We start from the raw sequence: 19,043 nt of genomic DNA on the forward strand, positions 1-19,043 counted from the left end.
AGCGGCGGGCGTTCTTCGTGTCGCACCCCCGGCGCGCGGGCGGCGCGGCAAGCATCGGTCAACCATACCGGTGCATGGTCCGTGCAAGGTGAAGTCGCGCGGCCCACGGGGGACGCGCCTGAGGAGCTAGCCGATGGCCCTGCCCAACGCCCTGACGGCCCGGCTCGAGGCGGTCCCGACCGAGTACCGGGTCCAGCCCCACAACATCGACGCGGAGCAGGCGCTGCTCGGCGCGATGCTGGTCAACAACGACGCCTACTACCGCGTCTCGGACTTCCTGCTCTCCGAGCACTTCATGGAGGAGGCGCACCAGCAGATCTTCACGGTCGCCGTCTCGCTGATCAAGGCGGGCAAGCTCGCCACGCCCATCACCATGAAGACGTATCTGGGCGACGCCGATTTCGGCGGCCAGACGGTGATGCAGTACCTCGCCCGGCTGGCGGCGGATGCCACCACCGTCATCAACGCAGGCGAGTACGGCCGCACCATCTACGACCTCGCCATCCGCCGCCGGCTGATCAACATCGGCGAGGATCTGGTCAACGGCGCCTACGAGGCCCCCGTCGAGCAGGCGCCCCGCGAGCAGATCGAGCTGACCGAGCGCCGGCTCTACGAACTGGCCGAGGCCGGCCGCTACGACGGCGGGTTCCAGAAATTCTCCGACGCGCTCACCACCGCCATCGACATGGCGGCCAAGGCCTACCAGCGCGAGGGCAAGCTGTCGGGCATCGCCACGGGCCTCAGCGACCTCGATTCCAAGATGGGCGGCCTGCAGCCCTCCGACCTGATCATCCTCGCGGGGCGCCCGGCCATGGGCAAGACCTCGCTGGTCACCAACATCGCCTTCAACATCGCCAAGGCCTACCAGGGCGAGAAGGGGCAGGACGGCGTCACCAAGACCGTCAACGGCGGCATCGTCGGGTTCTTCTCGCTGGAAATGTCGGCCGAGCAATTGGCCACCCGCATCATCGCCGAGCAGTCGGGCGTGCCCTCCTACAAGATCCGCCGCGGCGACATCCGGCCGGAGGACTTCTACAAGATCACCGACGCCGCCCGGGAGATGCAGACGATCCCGTTCTACATCGACCAGACCGGCGGCATCTCGATCGCCCAGCTCGCCGCCCGCGCCCGGCGCCTGAAGCGCCAGAAGGGCCTCGACCTGCTGATCGTGGATTACCTCCAGCTCCTCTCCGGCTCGTCCAAGAAGGGCGACAACCGCGTGCAGGAGATGACCGAGATCACCACCGGCATGAAGGCGCTGGCCAAGGAACTCTCGGTGCCGATCATCGCGCTCTCGCAGCTCTCCCGTCAGGTGGAGAACCGCGACGACAAGCGCCCGCAGCTCTCGGACCTGCGCGAATCGGGCTCGATCGAGCAGGACGCCGACGTGGTGATGTTCGTGTTCCGCGAGGAGTACTACGTCGGCAACAAGAAGCCGCGCGAGGGCACCGAGGAGTTCTTCGCCTGGGAGGCCGAGATGCAGCGCGTCCACGGCAAGGCCGAGGTGATCATCGGCAAGCAGCGCCACGGCCCCACCGGCACGGTCGAGCTGCAGTTCGACGCCAACATCACCCGCTTCTCGAACCTCGCCCAGAGCGACCGCCTGCCCGAGCCGATGTGATCCACCTGCTCGAGGGTCGTAGCCGGTAGATGCCGCTCGCATGGATCGGCATTGCCGCGACGGCGTATAGGAGGGCGGAAATGCGCTGAAGACCGGCGCTTGCTCGGAGGAACGAACGATTCCCCCCACCGGACCCGTCGGACACGGCGCCCGCCTCACCGTCGATCTCGCGGCCATCGCCGAGAACTGGCGCCGCCTCGGCGCTCAAGGGCCCGGCACGCCCTGCGCCGCCGTGATCAAGGCCGATGCCTACGGTTGCGGGCTCGCGGCGGTGGCCCCCGCCCTGTGGCGGGTGGGCTGCCGCACCTTCTTCGTGGCGCATCTCGGCGAGGGGGCGGCGGCGCGGCGGGCAGTCCCTGAGGCCACGATCTACGTGCTGAACGGGCTGCCGCCGGGCGGTGCCGACGCCTTCCTGCGCGACGGCCTGCGGCCCGTCCTCGGCTCGCACGACGAGCTCGACGCCTGGGCCGGGGCGAGCCAGGGCGCGCACGGGGCCGCGCTCCACGTCGACACCGGCATGAACCGGCTCGGCCTCTCGGTGCCGGAGGCGCTGGCGCTGCGCGCAGATCCCCGCATCCGCGCCGCCGGCATCGACCTCGTGATGAGCCATCTCGTCAGCGCCGAGCAGCCTGAGGATCCGGTCAACGCCCGGCAGATCCGGGACTTCTCGGCCGCGCGCGCCGCCTTCCCGGAGATCCCGGCCTCGCTCGCAAACTCCTCGGGCATCTTCCTCGGAAGCGCCACGCACCACGACCTGCTGCGGCCGGGCTACGCCCTGTTCGGCGGCAACCCCACGCCCGGGCACCCGAACCCGATGCGGCCGGTGGTGCGGCTGGAGGCCGAGATCGTGCAGGTGCGCGCCGTCGAGGCGGGTGCGGGCGCCGGCTACAACCACCGCTGGATCGCCCCCGGCCCGCGCCGGCTCGCCACGCTGTCGCTCGGCTACGCCGACGGCTACCCGCGCGCGGCGAGCGGGCGCGGACACGCGCTCGTCGGCGGGGTCGCGTGCCCGATCCTCGGCCTGATCTCGATGGACCTGATCATCCTCGATGTCACCGAGGCGCCTGACGCCCGGCGCGGCGCGACCGCCGTATTGATCGGCGACGCGCTCGACGTGGACATTGTCGGGCGCGCGGCCGGCACGATCGGCTACGAGATCCTGACCGGCCTGGGTTCCCGGTATGTTCGCACCTATGTAGAGTGAGGCTGGTTCGACCGTCCGGCACTCGCGAGATCCATGGCCAAGATCCACCAGACCTTCGTCTGCCAGTCCTGCGGGGCGGTCTACAACCGTTGGCGCGGGCGGTGTGAGGCCTGCAACGGTTGGAACACGATCGTCGAGGAGACGCCGGGCGGCGGCGTGCAGGCGGGCCCCGCCGCGACCCGGCCCTCGCGGGCGCGGGGCCGTGTCTTTCCGCTCGAAGGGCTGACCGGCGAGGCCAAGCAGGCGCCGCGCATCCCCTCGGGCATCGCCGAACTCGACCGCGTCACCGGCGGCGGCTTCGTGCGCGGCTCGGTGATCCTGCTCGGCGGCGATCCCGGCATCGGCAAGTCCACCCTCCTGATGCAGGCCTCGGCCGCCATGGCCGGCACGGGCCAGCGCGTCGCCTACATCTCGGGCGAGGAGGCGGTGGGACAGGTGCGCCTGCGGGCCGAGCGCCTCGGACTCGCCGACCGGCCGGTGGAGCTCGCCGCCGAGACCAACGTCGAGGACATCGTCGAGACGCTCTCGCAAGGGCGCCCGCCCGCGCTCGCCATCATCGACTCGATCCAGACCATGTGGACCGAGACGGTCGATTCCGCGCCCGGCACCGTCACGCAGGTGCGCTCCTCGGCCCAGAGCCTGATCCGCTTCGCCAAGACCACCGGCACGGCGGTGATCCTGGTGGGCCACGTCACCAAGGACGGGCAGATCGCGGGACCGCGCGTGGTCGAGCACATGGTCGATGCGGTCGCCTCCTTCGAGGGCGACCAGGGCCACCATTTCCGCATCCTGCGCGCGGTGAAGAACCGCTTCGGTCCGACCGACGAGATCGGCGTGTTCGAGATGACGGACGGCGGCTTGGCCGAGGTGCCGAACCCCTCCGCCCTATTCCTGGCGGGGCGCGACCATCAGGCGGCGGGCACCGCGGTCTTCGCCGGCATGGAGGGCACGCGCCCGCTGCTGGTCGAGATCCAGGCGCTGGTGGCGCCCTCGGCCCTCGGCATGCCGCGCCGAGCGGTGGTCGGCTGGGACCCGAACCGGCTCTCGATGGTGCTCGCGGTGCTGGAGGCCCATGGCGGCATCCGGCTCTCGGGCCACGACGTCTATCTCAACGTCGCTGGCGGCCTGCGCATCTCCGAGCCCGCGGCCGACCTCGCGGTGGCGGCGGCGCTGGTCTCCTCGCTCTCCGGCTCGGCCCTGCCCCCGGAGACCGTCTATTTCGGCGAGATCGGCCTGTCGGGCGCGATCCGGCCCGTCGCGCAGGCGAGCGCCCGCCTGAAGGAGGCGCAGAAGCTCGGCTTCGCCAAGGCCTTGATGCCTCAGGGCCGCGAGACAGCCGACCGGGCGCTCGCCACCGAGGCGCTGCGCCACATCGCCGACATGGTGGCGGGCATCGCGGCCAACGGGCCCAAGCGCGGCGGGCGCGGCCGCAACCACAATCCGCGCTACGAGGAGGCGGATTAGCCCTTCGCCCACCGGTTGCGCGCAATCCCCGCACAAGGGTGACGGCTGAGGTTCCTCGGGATATACAGGCGCCGCGGTCCCCGGGGGAGCCGCGCGACCACCGCCCATGGCCGATCCCCGCCCGACCCAGATGCGCTGATGCCGTTCTCCATCCTCGATCTCGTCGTGCTCGGCATCGTGGTGATCTCCGCGCTGCTCGCGGCCGTGCGCGGCGTGACCCGCGAGGTGCTCGCGATCATCGCCTGGGTCGCCGCCGCGGCGGTGGCCTGGAAGTTCCACCCCATGCTGCTGCCGACCGTGAAGCAGCACGTGAACAGCGACACGGTGGCGCTCGTCGCCTCGATCGCCGCGATCTTCCTGGCGACGCTGATCGTCGTCTCGATCATCACCGTGAAGATCTCCGACGTGGTGCTCGACTCGCGCATCGGCGCGGTCGATCGCTCGCTCGGCTTCCTGTTCGGGGCCGCGCGCGGCTTCCTGATCTGCGTGATCGGCTGGGTGTTCCTGTCCTGGCTCGTACAGGGCAAGGTGCCGGACTGGGCCTCGCAGGCGCGCTCGCGCCCGATGCTGGAGAAGTCCGGCGACGCGCTCGTCGCGCAATTGCCCGAGAATCCGGAAGGCTTCCTCAAGCAGTTCAAGAAGCCGAAGGTCGACACTCCCCCAAACGAGCCGGTCGATGCCCCGGCCGACGAGACCCCGGCCCAGCGCCGCACGGACGGCGCAGCCACGCCGGCGCCGCGACGCTGACCTGCGCGCGCCGGCGCTTGGTCGGCGGGCGGAAAGCCCCTAGATAACCGCGGTCGAGGCGGCCGGGTGGAATGATTCCACGCAGCATTGCCTCACGGCCCGCGCCAGCATATCCGGCGCCCGCCGCCGGATCCCGGCGGCCATCAGGGACCGACATCGAGCATGCCCGACCGCGCCGTTGCTTCCGCTTCCGCCGATTTCGACCTCGATCTCGACGGCGATACGCTGCGCGAGGAGTGCGGCGTCTTCGGCATCTTCGATCATCCGGACGCCTCCGCCATCGTGGCGCTGGGGCTGCACGCCCTGCAGCACCGCGGCCAGGAGGCGGCGGGCATCGTCTCCTTCGACGGCGCGGTGTTCCACTCCGAGCGCCGCCCCGGCCTCGTCGGCGACTCCTTCTCGGACGGCGAGACCATCGCCCGCCTGAAGGGCCGTGCCGCGATCGGCCACGTGCGCTACTCGACGACCGGCGGCACCATCCTGCGCAACGTTCAGCCGCTCTTCGCGGAGCTGGCCAGCGGGGGCCTCGCGGTGGCCCACAACGGCAACCTGACCAACGCGCTCTCGATCCGCCGCGACCTCGTGCGCGACGGCGCCATCACGCAATCGACCTCGGACACCGAGGTGATCCTCCACCTTGCGGCCCGCTCGCGCAAACCGCGGATCATCGAGCGCTTCATCGACGCGCTCCAGGCGATCGAGGGCGCCTACGCGATCGTGGCGCTGACCAACAAGAAGCTGATCGGCGCCCGCGACCCGCAGGGCATCCGCCCGCTGGTGCTGGGCGAGCTCGACGGCCGCTACATGCTGGCCTCCGAGACCTGCGCCCTCGACATCATCGGCGCCAAGTTCGTGCGCGACATCGAGAACGGCGAGATCGTGGTGATCTCGGAAGAGGGCGTCGAGTCGATCCGCTTCGCCGAGGCCCGGCCGATGCGCCCCTGCATCTTCGAGTACATCTACTTCGCGAGGCCCGACTCGGTCGTGAACGGCAAGAGCGTCTACGCGGTGCGCAAGAACATCGGCCACGAGCTCGCCCGCGAGACGCCCGTGGAGGCGGACGTGGTGGTGCCGGTGCCGGATTCCGGCGTGCCGGCGGCGCTGGGTTTCGCGCAGGAGACCGGCCTGCCCTTCGAGATGGGCATCATCCGCAACCACTATGTCGGCCGCACCTTCATCCAGCCCACACAATCGGTGCGCGAGCTCGGCGTGCGCATGAAGCACTCGGCCAACCGCGCGGCGATCGAGGGCAAGCGCATCGTGCTCGTCGACGACAGCCTGGTGCGCGGCACCACCTCGGTGAAGATCGTGCGGATGATGCGCGAGGCGGGCGCCAGCGAGGTGCATTTCCGCATCGCCAGCCCGCCGATCATGCACCCGGACTTCTACGGCATCGACACGCCGGAGCGCGAGAAGCTCCTTGCCGCGACCCACGACCTCGAAGGAATGCGCCAGTACATCGGCGCCGACTCCCTGGCCTTCCTGTCGATCCCCGGCCTCTACCGGGCAATGGGCGAGGAGGCACGCGACAGCGCCTGCCCGCAATACACCGACCATTGCTTCACCGGCGAGTACCCGACCGCGCTGACGGATCTCGCCATCGCGGGGCCGAAGCGCTTCGCGATGCTGGCCGAGGCGGACTGAAGCCATGGCGGAGAAGGTTCTCGACGGCCGCGTCGCCGTCGTCACCGGCGCCTCGCGCGGCATCGGCCGGGCCGCGGCGCTGGCGCTGGCGGAAGCGGGTGCGCACGTGATCGCGGTCGCCCGCACGCAGGGCGCGCTGGAGGAACTGGACGACGCGATCCGTCAGCGGGGGGCGAGCGCCACCCTCGTGCCGCTCGACCTCACCGACTATGACGGGATCGATCGCCTCGGCGCGGCGATCAACGAGCGCTGGCGGCGGCTCGACATCGTGGTCGGCAATGCCGGCATCCTCGGCAACCTGATGCCGGTCGGGCACGTCACCCCGAAGGTCTGGGACCAGGTGATGGCGATCAACGTCACGGCGAACTGGCGCCTGATCCGCTCGCTCGACCCGCTGCTACAGATGTCGGATGCCGGCCGTGCGGTCTTCGTCTCGTCGGGCGCGGCCTCGAAGTGCCGGGCCTACTGGGGGCCGTACTCCGTCTCGAAGGCGGCCCTGGAGGCGCTGGTTCGCACCTACGCGGCCGAGACCGCCAACACGCGGATCCGGGCGATGCTGCTCAACCCGGGCCCGCTGCGCACCAGTATGCGCGCCGCGGCGATGCCGGGCGAGGACCCGGAGACGCTGAAGACCCCCGAGGATCTCGCCCCGCACATCGTGCGGCTGGCGAGCCCGGCCTCCGAGGACACCGGCAAACTCTACGATTTCCCGAGCGATCGGGTTCTGGAATTCCGCGCCCCCGAGTAAGGGGGTCCGGGGCCCAAGGCCCCGGCGGGTTCGGGCAGAGCCCGCCCCCTCACTTCCGGGTTCGCGTGCCATGATCGACGTCCGCTGCATCTGCGCCATCGGCCAGCGGGGCCAGCTCGGCCTCAACGGGCACCTGCCCTGGGAGGGCAACACCGACCCGCTCTTCGTGGAGGACGTGACGCGCTTCTTCGCGCTGACGATGGGTCACGTGCTGATCGCCGGCCCGAAGACGGTGGCCTCTGTGCCCGAATTCGCCTTCAAGGACCGCACCATCGACGTGATCCGCTCGCACGAGGATCCGGAAGCGGTGCTGAAGCGCTACCCGGGCCGGCGCATCTTCGTGGGCGGCGGCATCGCGGTCTGGAACGTCTACGCGCAGTACATCCAGCACTGGGACATCACGCGCCTGCCCTACGACGGCGAGGCCGACCGCTGGTTCGACCCGGCCTGGCTTGTGGGCGGGGCTCTGCGGACGCCTTAGCGGCACCTTTGTGGCGCTTCGGGAGTTGATGCGCACGCGTCCCCGAGGGTCACAATGCGTTCAGCGTCCTTCCGCTTCGGCATCGAGGAAGAGTATTTTCTGGCCGATGCCGAGACCCGAGGCACGCCCCGCCGGTCGGTGAAGCCGTTCCACACGGAGGTTGCCGAGCGCCTGCCCGAGACCGGGCGCGAGCTGCTGCAATGCCAGGTTGAGGTCTGCACGCCGCCGGTGACCGAGTTCGGCGCCGCGCGGGAGAGCCTCGCCCGGCAGCGCGCGGCGCTCGCCGACGTCGCGGCCGCGCACGAACTCCTCGTCTTCGCCGCCGGCACGCACCCGGTCGCCGACTGGGCCCGGCAATTGCCGACCAAGGGCGATCGCTACCGCGGCATTCTGCGCGACGTCGGCCTCGCCGGCCGGCGCAGCCTGATCTGCGGCATGCACGTCCATGTCGAGGTTCCGGATCCGGACGCACGCATCGACCTGATGAACCGGCTGCTGCCGTTCCAGCCCCTGCTCTTCGCGCTCTCGGCCTCCTCGCCCTTCTGGCAGGGCAAGCCCACGGGGCTCACCGCCTACCGGCTCAGCGCCTTCGGCGAACTGCCCCGCACCGGCCTCCCCGAGCTGTTCCCGGGACCGGAGGCCTACGCCCGCTACGTCCGCATCATGGAGCGTGCCGGCTCGATCCAGGATCCGAGCTTCCTGTGGTGGTCGCTCCGGCCCTCGATCAAGTTCCCGACCCTGGAGCTGCGCATCGCCGATTCCTGCACGCGGCTGGAGGATGCGCTGGCCATCGCCGCCCTGTTCCGCTGTCTCGTGCGCCTCGTGGTGCGGAGGCCCGACCTGAATGCCGGTCTCGACGGCGTCTCGCGTGCGCTCGCCGAGGAGAACCTGTGGCGGGCCCAGCGCAGCGGCATCGGGGCCGAGCTGATCGACGAGGCGCGGGAGGAGGCGCTTCCTTATGGGCAAGCCCTCGACGCGCTGCTCGACCTGATCGCCGAGGACGCGGCCGCGCTCGGCTGCGCCGAGGAGGCGGCGCGCGCCCGCACCATCCTCGCCGACGGCACCAGCGCGGATGCGCAGATCGCCGCCTTCGAAGCCGCCCGCGAGCAGGGACTGACCAACCGTCAGGCCCTCGACGCGGTGGTGGACTGGCTGGCCGCGACGAGCCGCGGCCAGACCCCGGGACGCCCCTGATCAGCGCTTGTCGAACGGGTTCTCGGACGTCCGCAAGGATAGCCGGATCGGCGTGCCCGGCAGGTCGAAGGCCTCGCGTAGGCCGTTGACGAGATAGCGGGTGTAGGATTTCGGCAGGGCGTTGAGCTGGTTGCCGAACAGCGCGAAGTGCGGCGGACGGCTCTTCACCTGGGTGGCGTAGCGGATCTTGATGCGCCGGCCGGAGACCGCGGGCGGCGGGTTGCGGCTGGTCGCCTCGGAGAGCCAGTCGTTGATCCGCGAGGTTGAGACGCGCCGGTCCCAGACCTCGGAGGCCTGGACCACGGCCTCCATCAGCTTGTCGATACCATTGCCGGCAAGCCCCGAGAGCGGCACCACCGAGACGCCGCGGACCTGCGGCAGCAGGCGGGTGCAGTCCTCGCGCAGGGTCTTCAGCAGGCCCGGCTGGTCGGCGACGAGGTCCCACTTGTTGAGGCCGATGACGAGTGCCCGGCCCTCGCTCTCGACGAGATCGACGATGGTGAGATCCTGCTTCTCGAACGGGATCGTGGCGTCGAGGAGCACCACCACCACCTCTGCGAAGCGCACGGCGCGCAGGCCGTCCGAGACCGCGAGCTTCTCCAGCTTGTCGTCGATGCGGGCGCGGCGGCGCATGCCGGCCGTGTCGTGCAGCTTGATCCGGCGCCCGCGCCATTCCCAATCGAGCGAGATCGAGTCGCGGGTGATGCCCGCCTCGGGACCGACGAGCAGGCGGTCCTCGCCGAGCATCCGGTTGATCAGGGTCGATTTGCCGGCGTTCGGGCGGCCGACGATGGCGACGCGCAAGGGACGGCCGCCGGGCGCGTCCGCGTCGTCGTCCTCCATATCCGGGTCCGGCTTCGGCAGCGCATCCCTCAGCGCCTCGTGCAGCTCGCCCAGGCCCTCGCCGTGCTCGGCCGAGAACGGGATCGGGTCGCCGAGGCCGAGGCGGAAGGCATCGTAGGCCCCGGCGAGCCCGCCGCCGCCTTCCGCCTTGTTGGCGATGAGGATGACCTGCACGCCGGAGCGGCGCACCAGTTCGGCGAAGGGCTGGTCGGCCGGCAGCACGCCCGCGCGGGCGTCGATGACGAACAGCACCACGTCGGCGGCGAGGATCGCGGCCTCGGTCTGCATGCGCATGCGGCCGGTCAGCGAATCCTCGTCGGCCTCCTCGAGCCCCGCCGTGTCGATGATGCGGAACGCCAGGCCGCCGAACTGCACGTCCCCCTCCCGCCGGTCGCGTGTGACGCCGGGACGGTCGTCCACCAGGGCGAGCTTGCGGCCGATCAGGCGGTTGAACAGGGTCGACTTGCCGACATTCGGCCGGCCGACGATCGCGACGGTCGGCAAATCCATGGGGTCTCTCGTATCGTTCGTCCCTCGCGGGGACGGCTGCGTGCCCGCGAGTGCTCCAATGAAGGCGCCGCCGGCCCGGGCGTCGAACGGCCCGGGACGACGGCGTGTGTGACTGATCCTTACACCAAGTCGCTCAGGCGCTTGGTACGAAAAGATCTCAGCGCGTCGGCGGGGGCGGCGCGGCGGGCTCGGCCTTGGCCTCGGTCACCGTCACGGGGCCGCCTGCCACGAGGGCCACGTAGACCTCGATGCGCTGGCGCAGGCCCTGCGGCGTCTCGGGGTCGGCGTTGAGCTGGTCGAACCAGCGCCCCGCCTCATCGTACTGGCCGCGCCGGAGCGCGGAGAGGCCCAGCATCTCGCGGGCGGTGTGGCGGAAGGGCGAGCCGGCGGCGAGGCTCTGGAGGCTCGCCAGCGCGGGCGCCGGATCGGGCAGGTCGATGCGCAGCAGCGCGGCGCGCAGGCGCGCGAGATCGCGCAGGCCCTCGCCGACCGCCGAATCGGCGGCGATCCTGTCGAACTCGGCCGCGCCCTTGGCCGGGTCGGCCTTGCCGGCCTCGGTGGCGGCGCGGATGCGCGCGAGCAGGCGGTAGCCCGCCGGGCCCTGCGCCTCCAGGTCGTCGAAGATCTTGTCGGCCTCCTGAGCCTTGCCGTCGCGGGCGAGGCGGTTGGCCCGGTCGAACTGCTCGGAGGCGGCCTCCGCGGCCGAGCGTTGCGCGCTCTGCCAGTAGCGCCAGCCGCCGACGCCGGCCACGACGAGGATCGCCAGCGCGATGATCACGCCGCTGTAGCGCCGCCAGATGTTGGCGACCTGATCCCGGCGATAGTCCTCGTTGACCTCGCGGATGAACTCGTTGTTCTCAGCCATTCGTCCCCGGTCCGCGGCGTGCCGCGGGCCACCTCGCATCCGTCAGGGCCACGCGCCTAGCACGTTGTTCGGGGATTGGCGACCGGCCCCTCGCTTCAGGCCTGCCCCGGCCAAACGGCGACGCCGATGAGCCAGGGATGGAGCCAGCGGGCGAAGACGAACCACGCCGCGACGCCGATCGCCACGGCCAGCCCGTCGTTGCGCCAGCCGGCCGGGGCGGCCTGCCCGCCGTGCTGGCTCGCCACCGCGCCGGCCGGCACACCGCGGCGCTTCACGCTGATGCGGTCAATCACCGCCCAGGCGAGGAAGGCGGCGAACAGCACGATCGAGCCGAGATCGCCGTTGGCGAGGAGATGTGCGGTCGCCCAGATCTTCACGGCGAGCAGCATCGGGTGCTTGGCGAACGCACGGATCCGACCCGGCAGGTAGGCCGAGGCCATCACCACGAAGGCCAGCAGCACGAGGATCAGGGCGAGGTGGCGGGTGAAGACCGGCGGGTTCCAGACCGGGATGTAGCCGGTCGCCCGGTAATGGCCGTAGCCGACCCCGATCAGCACGAGCCCCAGCACCGAGACCAGGGTGTAGCCGAGCTTGTACTTCGCCTCGCCGACGCGGCCCACCAGTTCGGCCCGGCGCGCCCGGGCCATCGAGAAGGAGTGGGTGCCGAGAAACAGCACGAGGCCGAGGATCATGATCAGCATGGGCGGGGTCTCGGGGGAATCTCGCGGGCTGTGGAGGGGCGCGGCGCGCTCAAGCTCCTTGTAACGGTTCCGGTCTGAAAGTCCTGCGGATTGTCGGGCCGGGCGGCCCGCGCGGCGGCCTGCCGCGGCTCACCGGAGAACCGCGATGCGCGCGCCCGCATTCCTGGCCCTAGCGCTTCTCGGCGCCCCCGCCGCGGCCGAGCCGGCCGGGCCGCCGCTGTCGAGCCTGACGCTGGTGGGGCCGCCGATGGCGATGTTCCGGGCGCCGCGCGACGCCTGCGACGGCGTGGACCTGCCCGACGCGCCCCTGCGCGCCTTCCGGGACGCGACGGGAGCGGTGGTGGCGTTCGGCCTGCACCACCGCAACCGGGCGTTGCGCGGACCCGACCTCGACCGCCTGAAGATCGACTGCGCGGTGGTGCTCGAATCCGGCCACAGGCCGGACCCGGCGCTCTACGACGACCGCTCCTGGATCACCGCCACCTGGACGGAGGATGGGCGCAACGTCGCCGCCCTCCTCCACCACGAGTACCACGCTGACGCGCATCCGGGCCGCTGCCAGGCGCAGAGCCTGATGCCTTGCTGGTACAACACGGTGACGGCCGCCGCCTCGCGCGACGGTGGACGCAGCTTCGGTCGGGCCGCGCCGCCGGTGGTGGTCGCTGCCCCGCCCTTCACCCAGGATATCGACCAGACCCGGCACCGGGGCTTCTTCAACCCCTCGAACATCCTCGGGGACGGGCGCTGGCGCTACGCGCTCGTCGCCACCACCGGCTGGGACCGGCCCGGCAGCGATCAGGCGGCGGGCGTCTGCCTGTTCCGCAGCGACGATCCGGCCGACCCGCGGCGCTGGCGCGCCTGGACGGGGGGCGGCTTCGCCGCCGCCTTCCCGGATCCCTACCGGATCCGAGTCAGGCTCCCCGACACCTGCCGACCGGTCGGGCCGTTTCCCGGCCCGGTCGGGGCGGTGGTGCGCCACCGCGGCAGTGGCACCTACGTCGCGGTCTTCATGGCGGCGGCGGGCGGCGACTTCCCCCGATCCGGTTTCTACTGGACGAGTTCGCGCGACCTGATCGCCTGGGACCGCCCGCGGCTGCTGCTCGCCGGCACCACCCTGTACGACGATCCCTGCAAAGCGGGGGGCGAGATGGTCGCCTACCCGTCACTGATCGATCCCGCGGCACAGGGCCGCAACTTCGACGATGTCGGCGAGCGGGCACTCCTCACCTACGCGACCCTGCGCACCGAGGGCTGCACGGTCACGGCCGAGCGCGACCTCGTGCGGCGCCCGGTGGCGATCAAGGTCTGGCCCTAGAGAGTTGCCCCCTCCCCGAGGTGACGGGAGGGAGCGTGGCGGATGGCCCCCTAGCGCCCCTCGTCGATGCGCTGGCCAAGCAGCGCGATCGCCTTCTGGTAGACGCCGGCCGCGTTCCAGCCCTGGATCGCCGCGAAGTTCGGCTCGCCCGGCTGGTAGCCGGCGCCGGCCCGCCAGCCATGGCCCTTGAGGAAGTTCGCCGTCGAATTGAGCGCCGTGCCGACGTTGTCCAGGCTGCCGCCGGTGCCGTAGGTCAGCACGTTCTTGGGCAGGAACTGGGTGTGGCCGACCTCGCCGTGGGCGGCGCCGCGGGTCGTGGGCGTGAGGACGCCGCGATCGACGAGGGTGAGCGCCGCGTAGAGCTGATCGGTGAAGTACTCGGAGCGGCGGCAATCGTAGGCGAGCGTTGCCACCGCCGAGAGGGTGTTCACGTTGCCCTTCACGGCGCCGAAGCCGGTCTCCATGCCCCAGATCGCCAGCAGCGGGCCCGGTGGCACGCCGTAGCGCTGCTCGATCTGGGCGAAGAGGGCCGCGTTCTGCTGCTTCAGCTGGCGGCCGCGCGCCACGATTGTGTTGCCGCCGCGCTTGGCCAGGAATTGGTCGAGGGAGAGCTTGAAGCTCTTCTGGCCCCGGTCCGCCGAGATGGTCGCGGTGGAGTAGGAGGTGTCCATCAGGGCCGCGAGGCTCTGGGCGCTCGCCCGGCCGCGGGCCTCCTGGGCGAATTCCCGCTTCCATGCCTCGAAGCCCGCGCCGGTATTGCCGCACTGCGCGGCCTCGGCGCGCTGGCCTGAGCCGGCGAGGAGCGCACCGGCCAAGACCCCGGCCGTGATCCCCGCCACGATTCCCGGCTTCGTGAACCCGCGTCTGCTCATGGGAAACTCCTGTCGCGGCGGCCTTCGGACGTCGTTCTGCCCGGCCGTCCGCCTTTAGCACGGCTATATGTCCGCGCGGGTGCGCAACCCAAGAGGCCGACCGCACAGTTCCTGCCGAGCTTGCAGGCTTTCCATCCGTAACCCTTGCGAATCCTCACCGCCGTGACGGGGATCAATTTTTTTGAACCATGCAGAAAAATGCATGTGCTTGGCCTCGCGCGGGCGCCCGTGTAGAGATCGGGTCTGCAAGAGCCCGCCCGTGCACGCCGACGGATGGCGGGTCCACCCGCCCGCAGACAAGAACAGAGGCCATGCCATGAGCGCCGGTACCGCCGCCGACAAGCATTTCACCGACACCTTCTTCGCCGCCCCCCTCACCGAGGCCGACCCCGAGATCGCCCGCGCCGTCGAGCAGGAGCTCGGTCGCCAGCAGCACGAGATCGAGCTGATCGCCTCCGAGAACATCGTCTCGCGCGCCGTGCTCGAGGCGCAGGGCTCGGTGCTCACCAACAAGTACGCGGAAGGCTATCCGGGCCGGCGCTACTACGGCGGCTGCCAGTTCGTGGATGTCGCCGAGAACCTCGCCATCGAGCGTGCCAAGCGCCTGTTCGGCGTCGGCTTCGCCAACGTGCAGCCGAATTCCGGTTCCCAGGCCAACCAGGGCGTCTTCATGGCCCTGATGCAGCCCGGCGACACCTTCATGGGCCTCGACCTCGCCGCCGGCGGCCACCTCACCCACGGTGCGCCCCCGAACGTCTCGGGCAAGTGGTTCAAGCCGGTCTCCTACACGGTGCGCCGCGAGGACCAGCGCATCGACATGGAGCAGGTCGAGCGCCTCGCCCACGAGCACAAGCCGAAGGTGATCATCGCGGGCGGCTCGGGCTACCCGCGCCACTGGGACTTCGCCAAGTTCCGCGCGATCGCCGACGCGGTCGGCGCCTACTTCTTCGTGGACATGGCCCATTTCGCGGGTCTCGTCGCGGCCGGCGTGCACCCGTCGCCGTTCCCGCACGCGCATGTCGCCACCACCACGACCCACAAGACGCTGCGCGGCCCGCGCGGCGGCATGATCCTGACGAACGACGAGGCGCTGGCCAAGAAGTTCAACTCGGCGATCTTCCCCGGCCTGCAGGGCGGTCCCTTGATGCACGTCATCGCCGGCAAGGCGGTGGCCTTCGGCGAGGCGCTGAAGCCCGAGTTCAAGATCTACGCCCGCCAGGTGATCGAGAACGCCAAGGCGCTCGCCGACACCCTGATCTCGGGCGGCTACGACATCACCTCGGGCGGTACCGACAACCACCTGATGCTGGTGGACCTGCAGAAGAAGGGCCTCACCGGCAAGGCGGCGGAAGCCGCGCTCTCGCGGGCCGACATCACCTGCAACAAGAACGGCGTGCCCTTCGACCCGCAGAAGCCGACCATCACCTCGGGCATCCGCCTCGGCACCCCGGCCGGTACCTCGCGCGGCTTCGGCGTGGCCGAGTTCAAGCAGATCGGCGGCTTCATCGTCGAGGTGCTGGACGGCGTCGCCGCCAAGGGCGAGGCGGGCGACAGCGCGGTCGAGGCCAACGTCAAGAGCCGCGTGCACGCGCTGACCGAGCGCTTCCCGATCTACGGCTGAGGCTCGGTGTAGCGGCCGCACTTCCGGCGGCTATCCCGGCCGCACTTCCGGCGGCCGGCACGACGGTCTAGGACGCGGGCCGCGGATCCTTCTGGGTCCGCGGCCCGTCTCGTTCCACGGCACCGAGGTCCGCCCGATGCGCTGTCCCTATTGCGGCGGCTCCGACACCCAGGTGAAGGATTCCCGACCGAGCGAGGATGGGGCGGCGATCCGCCGCCGCCGGGTCTGCCCAGATTGCGCCGGCCGCTTCACCACCTTCGAGCGGGTTCAATTGCGTGAGGTCACGGTGGTGAAGCGCTCCGGCAAGCGCGTGCCCTTCGACCGCGACAAGCTGCAGCGCTCGATCGACGTGGCCTTGCGCAAGCGCGCGGTCGATCCGGACCGGGTCGAGCGTCTCGTCAGCGGCATCACGCGCCAGCTCGAGAGCAGCGGCGAGGCCGAGGTCAGCTCGGAGGCGATCGGCGAACTGGTGATGGAGGGGCTGAAGGGCCTCGACGACGTCGCCTACGTGCGCTTCGCCTCCGTCTACAAGAATTTCCGCGAGGCCAAGGACTTCGAGGACCTGCTCGGCACCCTCGGGGGAACGCTCGCGGCGGGTGTCGAGACCGAGGTCGCGGCCGCGGAGGCCGCCCCCCCTCCCCGGCGCCGCGCCCGGCAGGCCAAGCCGTGAGTGTGGCCATGAGCGTGCCCCCGAGCGACGCGCGCTACATGCGCCTCGCCCTGGCGCTGGGGCAGCGCCATCTCGGCCGGACCTGGCCGAACCCCTCGGTCGGGGCCGTCGTGGTGGCGGGGCCGCCGGGCGCGGAGCGGATCGTCGGCCAGGGCGTCACCGCGCCGGGCGGTCGCCCGCACGGCGAGCCGCTGGCGCTGGTCCAGGCGGGGCAGGCCGCGCGCGGCGCGACCCTCTACGTCACGCTGGAGCCCTGCTCCCATCACGGCCGCACCCCCCCCTGCACCGAGGCGATCGTGGCGGCCGGGATCGCGCGCGTGGTCAGCGCGATCGAGGATCCCGACCCGCGGGTGGCCGGCCGCGGCCACGCGCTCCTCAGGGAGGCCGGGATCGCGGTCGAGACCGGGCTCTTGGCCGACATGGCCCGGCGCGACCATCTCGGCCATATCCGCCGCGTCACGACGGGGCGTCCGGCCATCCACCTGAAGCTCGCGCGGACCCGCGACGGCTTCGCCGCCGCCTCGGGACCGGAGCGCCTGCGCATCACCGGGCCGGTCGCGGACGGGGCGGTGCATCTCTGGCGCGCGCACGCCGACGCCATCCTGGTCGGCATCGGCACGGCGCGGGCGGACGATCCCTCGCTCACCGTGCGACTGCCGGGGCTGGCCCAGCGCTCGCCCCAGCGGGTGGTGCTCGATTCCCGCCTCGTGCTTCAACCGCAGAGCGTGCTGGTGCGCACCGCCCACGACGTGCCAACGCTGGTGCTCGCCACGCGCGGCGCCCCGGCCCACGCCAAGCGCATGCTGGAATCGATGGGGCTGGAGGTGGTCCGGGTCGCCGACGACGGGCAGGGGCGCGTCGATCTGTCCGCCGCGCTCGCGGCGCTCGCCGAGCGCGGGCTGACGCGCCTGTGCAGCGAGGGCGGCCCCCGCCTTGCGGACGCGCTGGCCGAGGCCGATCTGATCGACCTGTGCACGCTGATGACCGGCCCGAGCGAACTGGGGCCCACGGGCGGTCTGCCGGCGATCGGGCCGCACCTGCGGGCACTTCTCGACGGCGGGCGCCTGCGCGCGGTCGAGGCGCGCACCCTCGGGCCCGACCGGGCCGTCACCTACGAGCGGATCGATTGAGATGTTCACCGGCCTCGTCAGCGATATCGGAACGGTGCTCGCGGTGGCGGGCGACGCGCGTATGCGGCGGCTCACCATCGCCTGCGCCTACGACCCGGCCGGCATCGCGCTCGGCGCCTCGATCGCCTGCTCGGGGCCCTGTCTCACCGCCGTCTCGATCGAGCCGACCGATGGCGGCGCGGTCTTCGCCGTGGACGCGGCCGCCGAGACGCTCGCCCGCACCACGGTCGGCTCCTGGCAGCCGGGCCGGCGGATCAACCTGGAGCGCTCGCTGAAGATCGGCGACGAGCTCGGCGGCCACCTCGTCACCGGCCATGTCGACGGACTCGCCGAGATCGTGGCGCACGAGCGCGTCACCGACGCGGAGAGTTCCTGGGGGGCGAGCGAGCGCTTCACGCTGCGGGCGCCCGCGGAACTCGCCCGCTTCATCGCTCCGAAGGGCTCGGTCTGCCTCGACGGCACCTCGCTCACCGTGAACACGGTGGACGGCGACCTGTTCACGGTGCTGCTGATCCCGCACACGCTGGAGGTCACCACCTGGGGGGAGCGCCGCCAGGGCGACCGGCTCAACCTCGAAGTCGATCTCATCGCCCGCTACGCCGCGCGGCTCACCGAGGCACGGGCGCGAACGGAAAGCTGAGCCGTTCGGAGGCGATCGTGACCGGCTCCCTCTCCCATAGGGAGAGGGTTGGGGTGAGGGGTATGACGGTCCAGACCTGAGTACGCGATCGACGCGCGTTCAGGTCTTCGACTCATTCGGGAACGTCATACCCCTCACCCGGCTTTCTGCGAAAGCAGACCTCTCCCTACAGGAGAGGGGACCCACGCCTCGCTCGGAAATCGTCCGCTGCGCTCACGAGAGTACGGCAGCGCATCACATCCTCAGCGCGGCGGGATCGAGTAGGTGCCGGTGGCGTGGCAGACGATGTCGTCGCCGCCGCCCGCGGCGGTGATCGCGACCTCGCCGACCGCGAGCCGGCGGCCGAGCTTCATCAGCCGGGCCTCGGCGAGGAGGTCGCCCAAGGCGGGCTTCCGCAGGAAGTTGAAGTTCAGGCTCGTCGTCACCGCGAGCGCCACCGGGCCGATATTGGCCAGGATCGCCGCGTAGAGCGCGTAATCGGCCAGCGCCATCATGGCAGGCCCCGAGACGGTGGCGCCGGGACGCAGGAAACGCTCGTGCGCCTCGAGCCGCATCCGGGCGCCGAGCGGCGCGACGGCTTCGAGATGGTAGGCCCGTCCCCCCGCCTGCATCTGCGGGAACTCGCGGTCGAGGAAGTCCCGCGTCTCCGCGAGGGTCAGGACGGTCGTGCTCATGGCCCCATGCAGCACGGGCGCGGGTGGCGGGCAAGGGTATGAGGCGCCGTCAGCTTCGCCGGCATCGATGGATGAAACACCGCCCTTCTCCCGGACGCC

General features: G+C 71.2%; 18 protein-coding genes. 13 read left to right on the forward strand and 5 right to left on the reverse strand.

Features of this window, described 5'->3' with window-relative positions; all coding sequences use genetic code 11:
* The first annotated feature begins 133 nt into the window (after positions 1-133).
* The 8 genes from MFF56_RS01100 to MFF56_RS01135 all read left to right on the forward strand — a co-directional run bounded on the left by MFF56_RS01100 (position 134) and on the right by MFF56_RS01135 (position 9,103).
* Complete coding sequence (locus MFF56_RS01100) at positions 134-1,621, forward strand: replicative DNA helicase (protein ID WP_066921782.1); 1,488 nt, start codon at positions 134-136, stop codon at positions 1,619-1,621.
* A 118-nt stretch (positions 1,622-1,739) separates the two neighbouring features.
* Positions 1,740-2,825 (forward strand): alanine racemase, encoded by a 1,086-nt coding sequence (gene alr, locus MFF56_RS01105; protein WP_082773010.1) that lies wholly within the window; start codon positions 1,740-1,742, stop codon positions 2,823-2,825.
* A 33-nt stretch (positions 2,826-2,858) separates the two neighbouring features.
* On the forward strand, positions 2,859-4,289 hold the full coding sequence (gene radA / locus MFF56_RS01110; RefSeq protein WP_238229321.1) for a DNA repair protein RadA: 1,431 nt from the start codon (positions 2,859-2,861) through the stop codon (positions 4,287-4,289).
* A 138-nt stretch (positions 4,290-4,427) separates the two neighbouring features.
* Entirely contained in the window at positions 4,428-5,036 is a 609-nt protein-coding gene (locus MFF56_RS01115) for a CvpA family protein (RefSeq protein ID WP_066919634.1), read from the forward strand.
* A gap of 162 nt (positions 5,037-5,198) precedes the next feature.
* Positions 5,199-6,680, forward strand: coding sequence for an amidophosphoribosyltransferase (purF, locus tag MFF56_RS01120; protein WP_066919633.1), 1,482 nt, complete (start codon positions 5,199-5,201; stop codon positions 6,678-6,680).
* 4 nt (positions 6,681-6,684) lie between these two features.
* On the forward strand, positions 6,685-7,428 hold the full coding sequence (locus tag MFF56_RS01125; protein ID WP_066919631.1) for an SDR family NAD(P)-dependent oxidoreductase: 744 nt from the start codon (positions 6,685-6,687) through the stop codon (positions 7,426-7,428).
* Between the two features lie 70 nt (positions 7,429-7,498).
* Entirely contained in the window at positions 7,499-7,909 is a 411-nt protein-coding gene (locus tag MFF56_RS01130) for a dihydrofolate reductase (RefSeq protein WP_066919629.1), read from the forward strand.
* 54 nt (positions 7,910-7,963) lie between these two features.
* The gene (locus MFF56_RS01135) at positions 7,964-9,103 is read left to right on the forward strand and encodes a carboxylate-amine ligase (RefSeq protein WP_066919627.1); all 1,140 of its coding nucleotides are present in this window, start codon (positions 7,964-7,966) and stop codon (positions 9,101-9,103) included.
* Here MFF56_RS01135 and der read toward each other — a convergent pair whose 3' ends face one another.
* The 3 genes from der to MFF56_RS01150 form a co-directional block, all read right to left on the reverse strand.
* A complete protein-coding gene (gene der, locus MFF56_RS01140; protein ID WP_066919625.1) occupies positions 9,104-10,456 on the reverse strand; it encodes a ribosome biogenesis GTPase Der in 1,353 nt (450 codons plus the stop codon).
* A gap of 157 nt (positions 10,457-10,613) precedes the next feature.
* Positions 10,614-11,321, reverse strand: a complete 708-nt coding sequence (locus MFF56_RS01145; protein ID WP_238229322.1) for a tetratricopeptide repeat protein — start codon at positions 11,319-11,321, stop codon at positions 10,614-10,616.
* Positions 11,322-11,416: 95 nt separating this feature from the next.
* Positions 11,417-12,022: an NnrU family protein gene (locus MFF56_RS01150; protein WP_066927358.1), complete on the reverse strand. Its 606-nt coding sequence runs from the start codon at positions 12,020-12,022 to the stop codon at positions 11,417-11,419.
* A gap of 145 nt (positions 12,023-12,167) precedes the next feature.
* Here MFF56_RS01150 and MFF56_RS01155 point away from each other — a divergent pair, with 145 nt between their 5' ends.
* Positions 12,168-13,337: a hypothetical protein gene (locus MFF56_RS01155; protein WP_066927357.1), complete on the forward strand. Its 1,170-nt coding sequence runs from the start codon at positions 12,168-12,170 to the stop codon at positions 13,335-13,337.
* Between the two features lie 50 nt (positions 13,338-13,387).
* Here the strand turns inward: MFF56_RS01155 and MFF56_RS01160 are convergent, their stop codons facing one another.
* Positions 13,388-14,209, reverse strand: coding sequence for a lytic murein transglycosylase (locus MFF56_RS01160; protein ID WP_066927355.1), 822 nt, complete (start codon positions 14,207-14,209; stop codon positions 13,388-13,390).
* Between the two features lie 316 nt (positions 14,210-14,525).
* Between MFF56_RS01160 and glyA the strand changes: the two genes are divergently transcribed.
* The 4 genes from glyA to MFF56_RS01180 all read left to right on the forward strand — a co-directional run bounded on the left by glyA (position 14,526) and on the right by MFF56_RS01180 (position 18,270).
* Entirely contained in the window at positions 14,526-15,830 is a 1,305-nt protein-coding gene (glyA, locus tag MFF56_RS01165) for a serine hydroxymethyltransferase (protein WP_066927353.1), read from the forward strand.
* A gap of 136 nt (positions 15,831-15,966) precedes the next feature.
* Positions 15,967-16,500: a transcriptional regulator NrdR gene (gene nrdR, locus MFF56_RS01170; protein ID WP_066927351.1), complete on the forward strand. Its 534-nt coding sequence runs from the start codon at positions 15,967-15,969 to the stop codon at positions 16,498-16,500.
* A gap of 8 nt (positions 16,501-16,508) precedes the next feature.
* A complete protein-coding gene (ribD, locus tag MFF56_RS01175) occupies positions 16,509-17,630 on the forward strand; it encodes a bifunctional diaminohydroxyphosphoribosylaminopyrimidine deaminase/5-amino-6-(5-phosphoribosylamino)uracil reductase RibD (RefSeq protein ID WP_066927349.1) in 1,122 nt (373 codons plus the stop codon).
* A gap of 1 nt (position 17,631) precedes the next feature.
* A complete protein-coding gene (locus tag MFF56_RS01180; protein WP_066927347.1) occupies positions 17,632-18,270 on the forward strand; it encodes a riboflavin synthase in 639 nt (212 codons plus the stop codon).
* Positions 18,271-18,512: 242 nt separating this feature from the next.
* Here MFF56_RS01180 and MFF56_RS01185 read toward each other — a convergent pair whose 3' ends face one another.
* The gene (locus MFF56_RS01185; protein WP_066927806.1) at positions 18,513-18,944 is read right to left on the reverse strand and encodes a PaaI family thioesterase; all 432 of its coding nucleotides are present in this window, start codon (positions 18,942-18,944) and stop codon (positions 18,513-18,515) included.
* Positions 18,945-19,043: the final 99 nt, after the last annotated feature.

Origin of the sequence: Methylobacterium hispanicum, from assembly GCF_022179285.1 — a bacterium.
Classification (GTDB): Bacteria; Pseudomonadota; Alphaproteobacteria; order Rhizobiales; family Beijerinckiaceae; genus Methylobacterium; species Methylobacterium hispanicum.

Bases quoted from the DNA above. Each gene is read 5' to 3' on its own strand.
- nrdR (WP_066927351.1), top strand. From the start codon at position 15,967: ATGCGCTGTCCCTATTGCGGCGGCTCCGACACCCAGGTGAAGGATTCC.
- MFF56_RS01145 (WP_238229322.1), bottom strand. From the start codon at position 11,321: ATGGCTGAGAACAACGAGTTCATCCGCGAGGTCAACGAGGACTATCGC.
- MFF56_RS01155 (WP_066927357.1), top strand. From the start codon at position 12,168: ATGCGCGCGCCCGCATTCCTGGCCCTAGCGCTTCTCGGCGCCCCCGCC.
- ribD (WP_066927349.1), top strand. From the start codon at position 16,509: ATGAGCGTGCCCCCGAGCGACGCGCGCTACATGCGCCTCGCCCTGGCG.
- der (WP_066919625.1), bottom strand. From the start codon at position 10,456: ATGGATTTGCCGACCGTCGCGATCGTCGGCCGGCCGAATGTCGGCAAG.
- purF (WP_066919633.1), top strand. From the start codon at position 5,199: ATGCCCGACCGCGCCGTTGCTTCCGCTTCCGCCGATTTCGACCTCGAT.
- MFF56_RS01130 (WP_066919629.1), top strand. From the start codon at position 7,499: ATGATCGACGTCCGCTGCATCTGCGCCATCGGCCAGCGGGGCCAGCTC.
- MFF56_RS01160 (WP_066927355.1), bottom strand. From the start codon at position 14,209: ATGAGCAGACGCGGGTTCACGAAGCCGGGAATCGTGGCGGGGATCACG.
- MFF56_RS01150 (WP_066927358.1), bottom strand. From the start codon at position 12,022: ATGCTGATCATGATCCTCGGCCTCGTGCTGTTTCTCGGCACCCACTCC.
- MFF56_RS01125 (WP_066919631.1), top strand. From the start codon at position 6,685: ATGGCGGAGAAGGTTCTCGACGGCCGCGTCGCCGTCGTCACCGGCGCC.
- MFF56_RS01180 (WP_066927347.1), top strand. From the start codon at position 17,632: ATGTTCACCGGCCTCGTCAGCGATATCGGAACGGTGCTCGCGGTGGCG.
- MFF56_RS01185 (WP_066927806.1), bottom strand. From the start codon at position 18,944: ATGAGCACGACCGTCCTGACCCTCGCGGAGACGCGGGACTTCCTCGAC.
- MFF56_RS01135 (WP_066919627.1), top strand. From the start codon at position 7,964: ATGCGTTCAGCGTCCTTCCGCTTCGGCATCGAGGAAGAGTATTTTCTG.
- glyA (WP_066927353.1), top strand. From the start codon at position 14,526: ATGAGCGCCGGTACCGCCGCCGACAAGCATTTCACCGACACCTTCTTC.
- radA (WP_238229321.1), top strand. From the start codon at position 2,859: ATGGCCAAGATCCACCAGACCTTCGTCTGCCAGTCCTGCGGGGCGGTC.
- MFF56_RS01100 (WP_066921782.1), top strand. From the start codon at position 134: ATGGCCCTGCCCAACGCCCTGACGGCCCGGCTCGAGGCGGTCCCGACC.
- MFF56_RS01115 (WP_066919634.1), top strand. From the start codon at position 4,428: ATGCCGTTCTCCATCCTCGATCTCGTCGTGCTCGGCATCGTGGTGATC.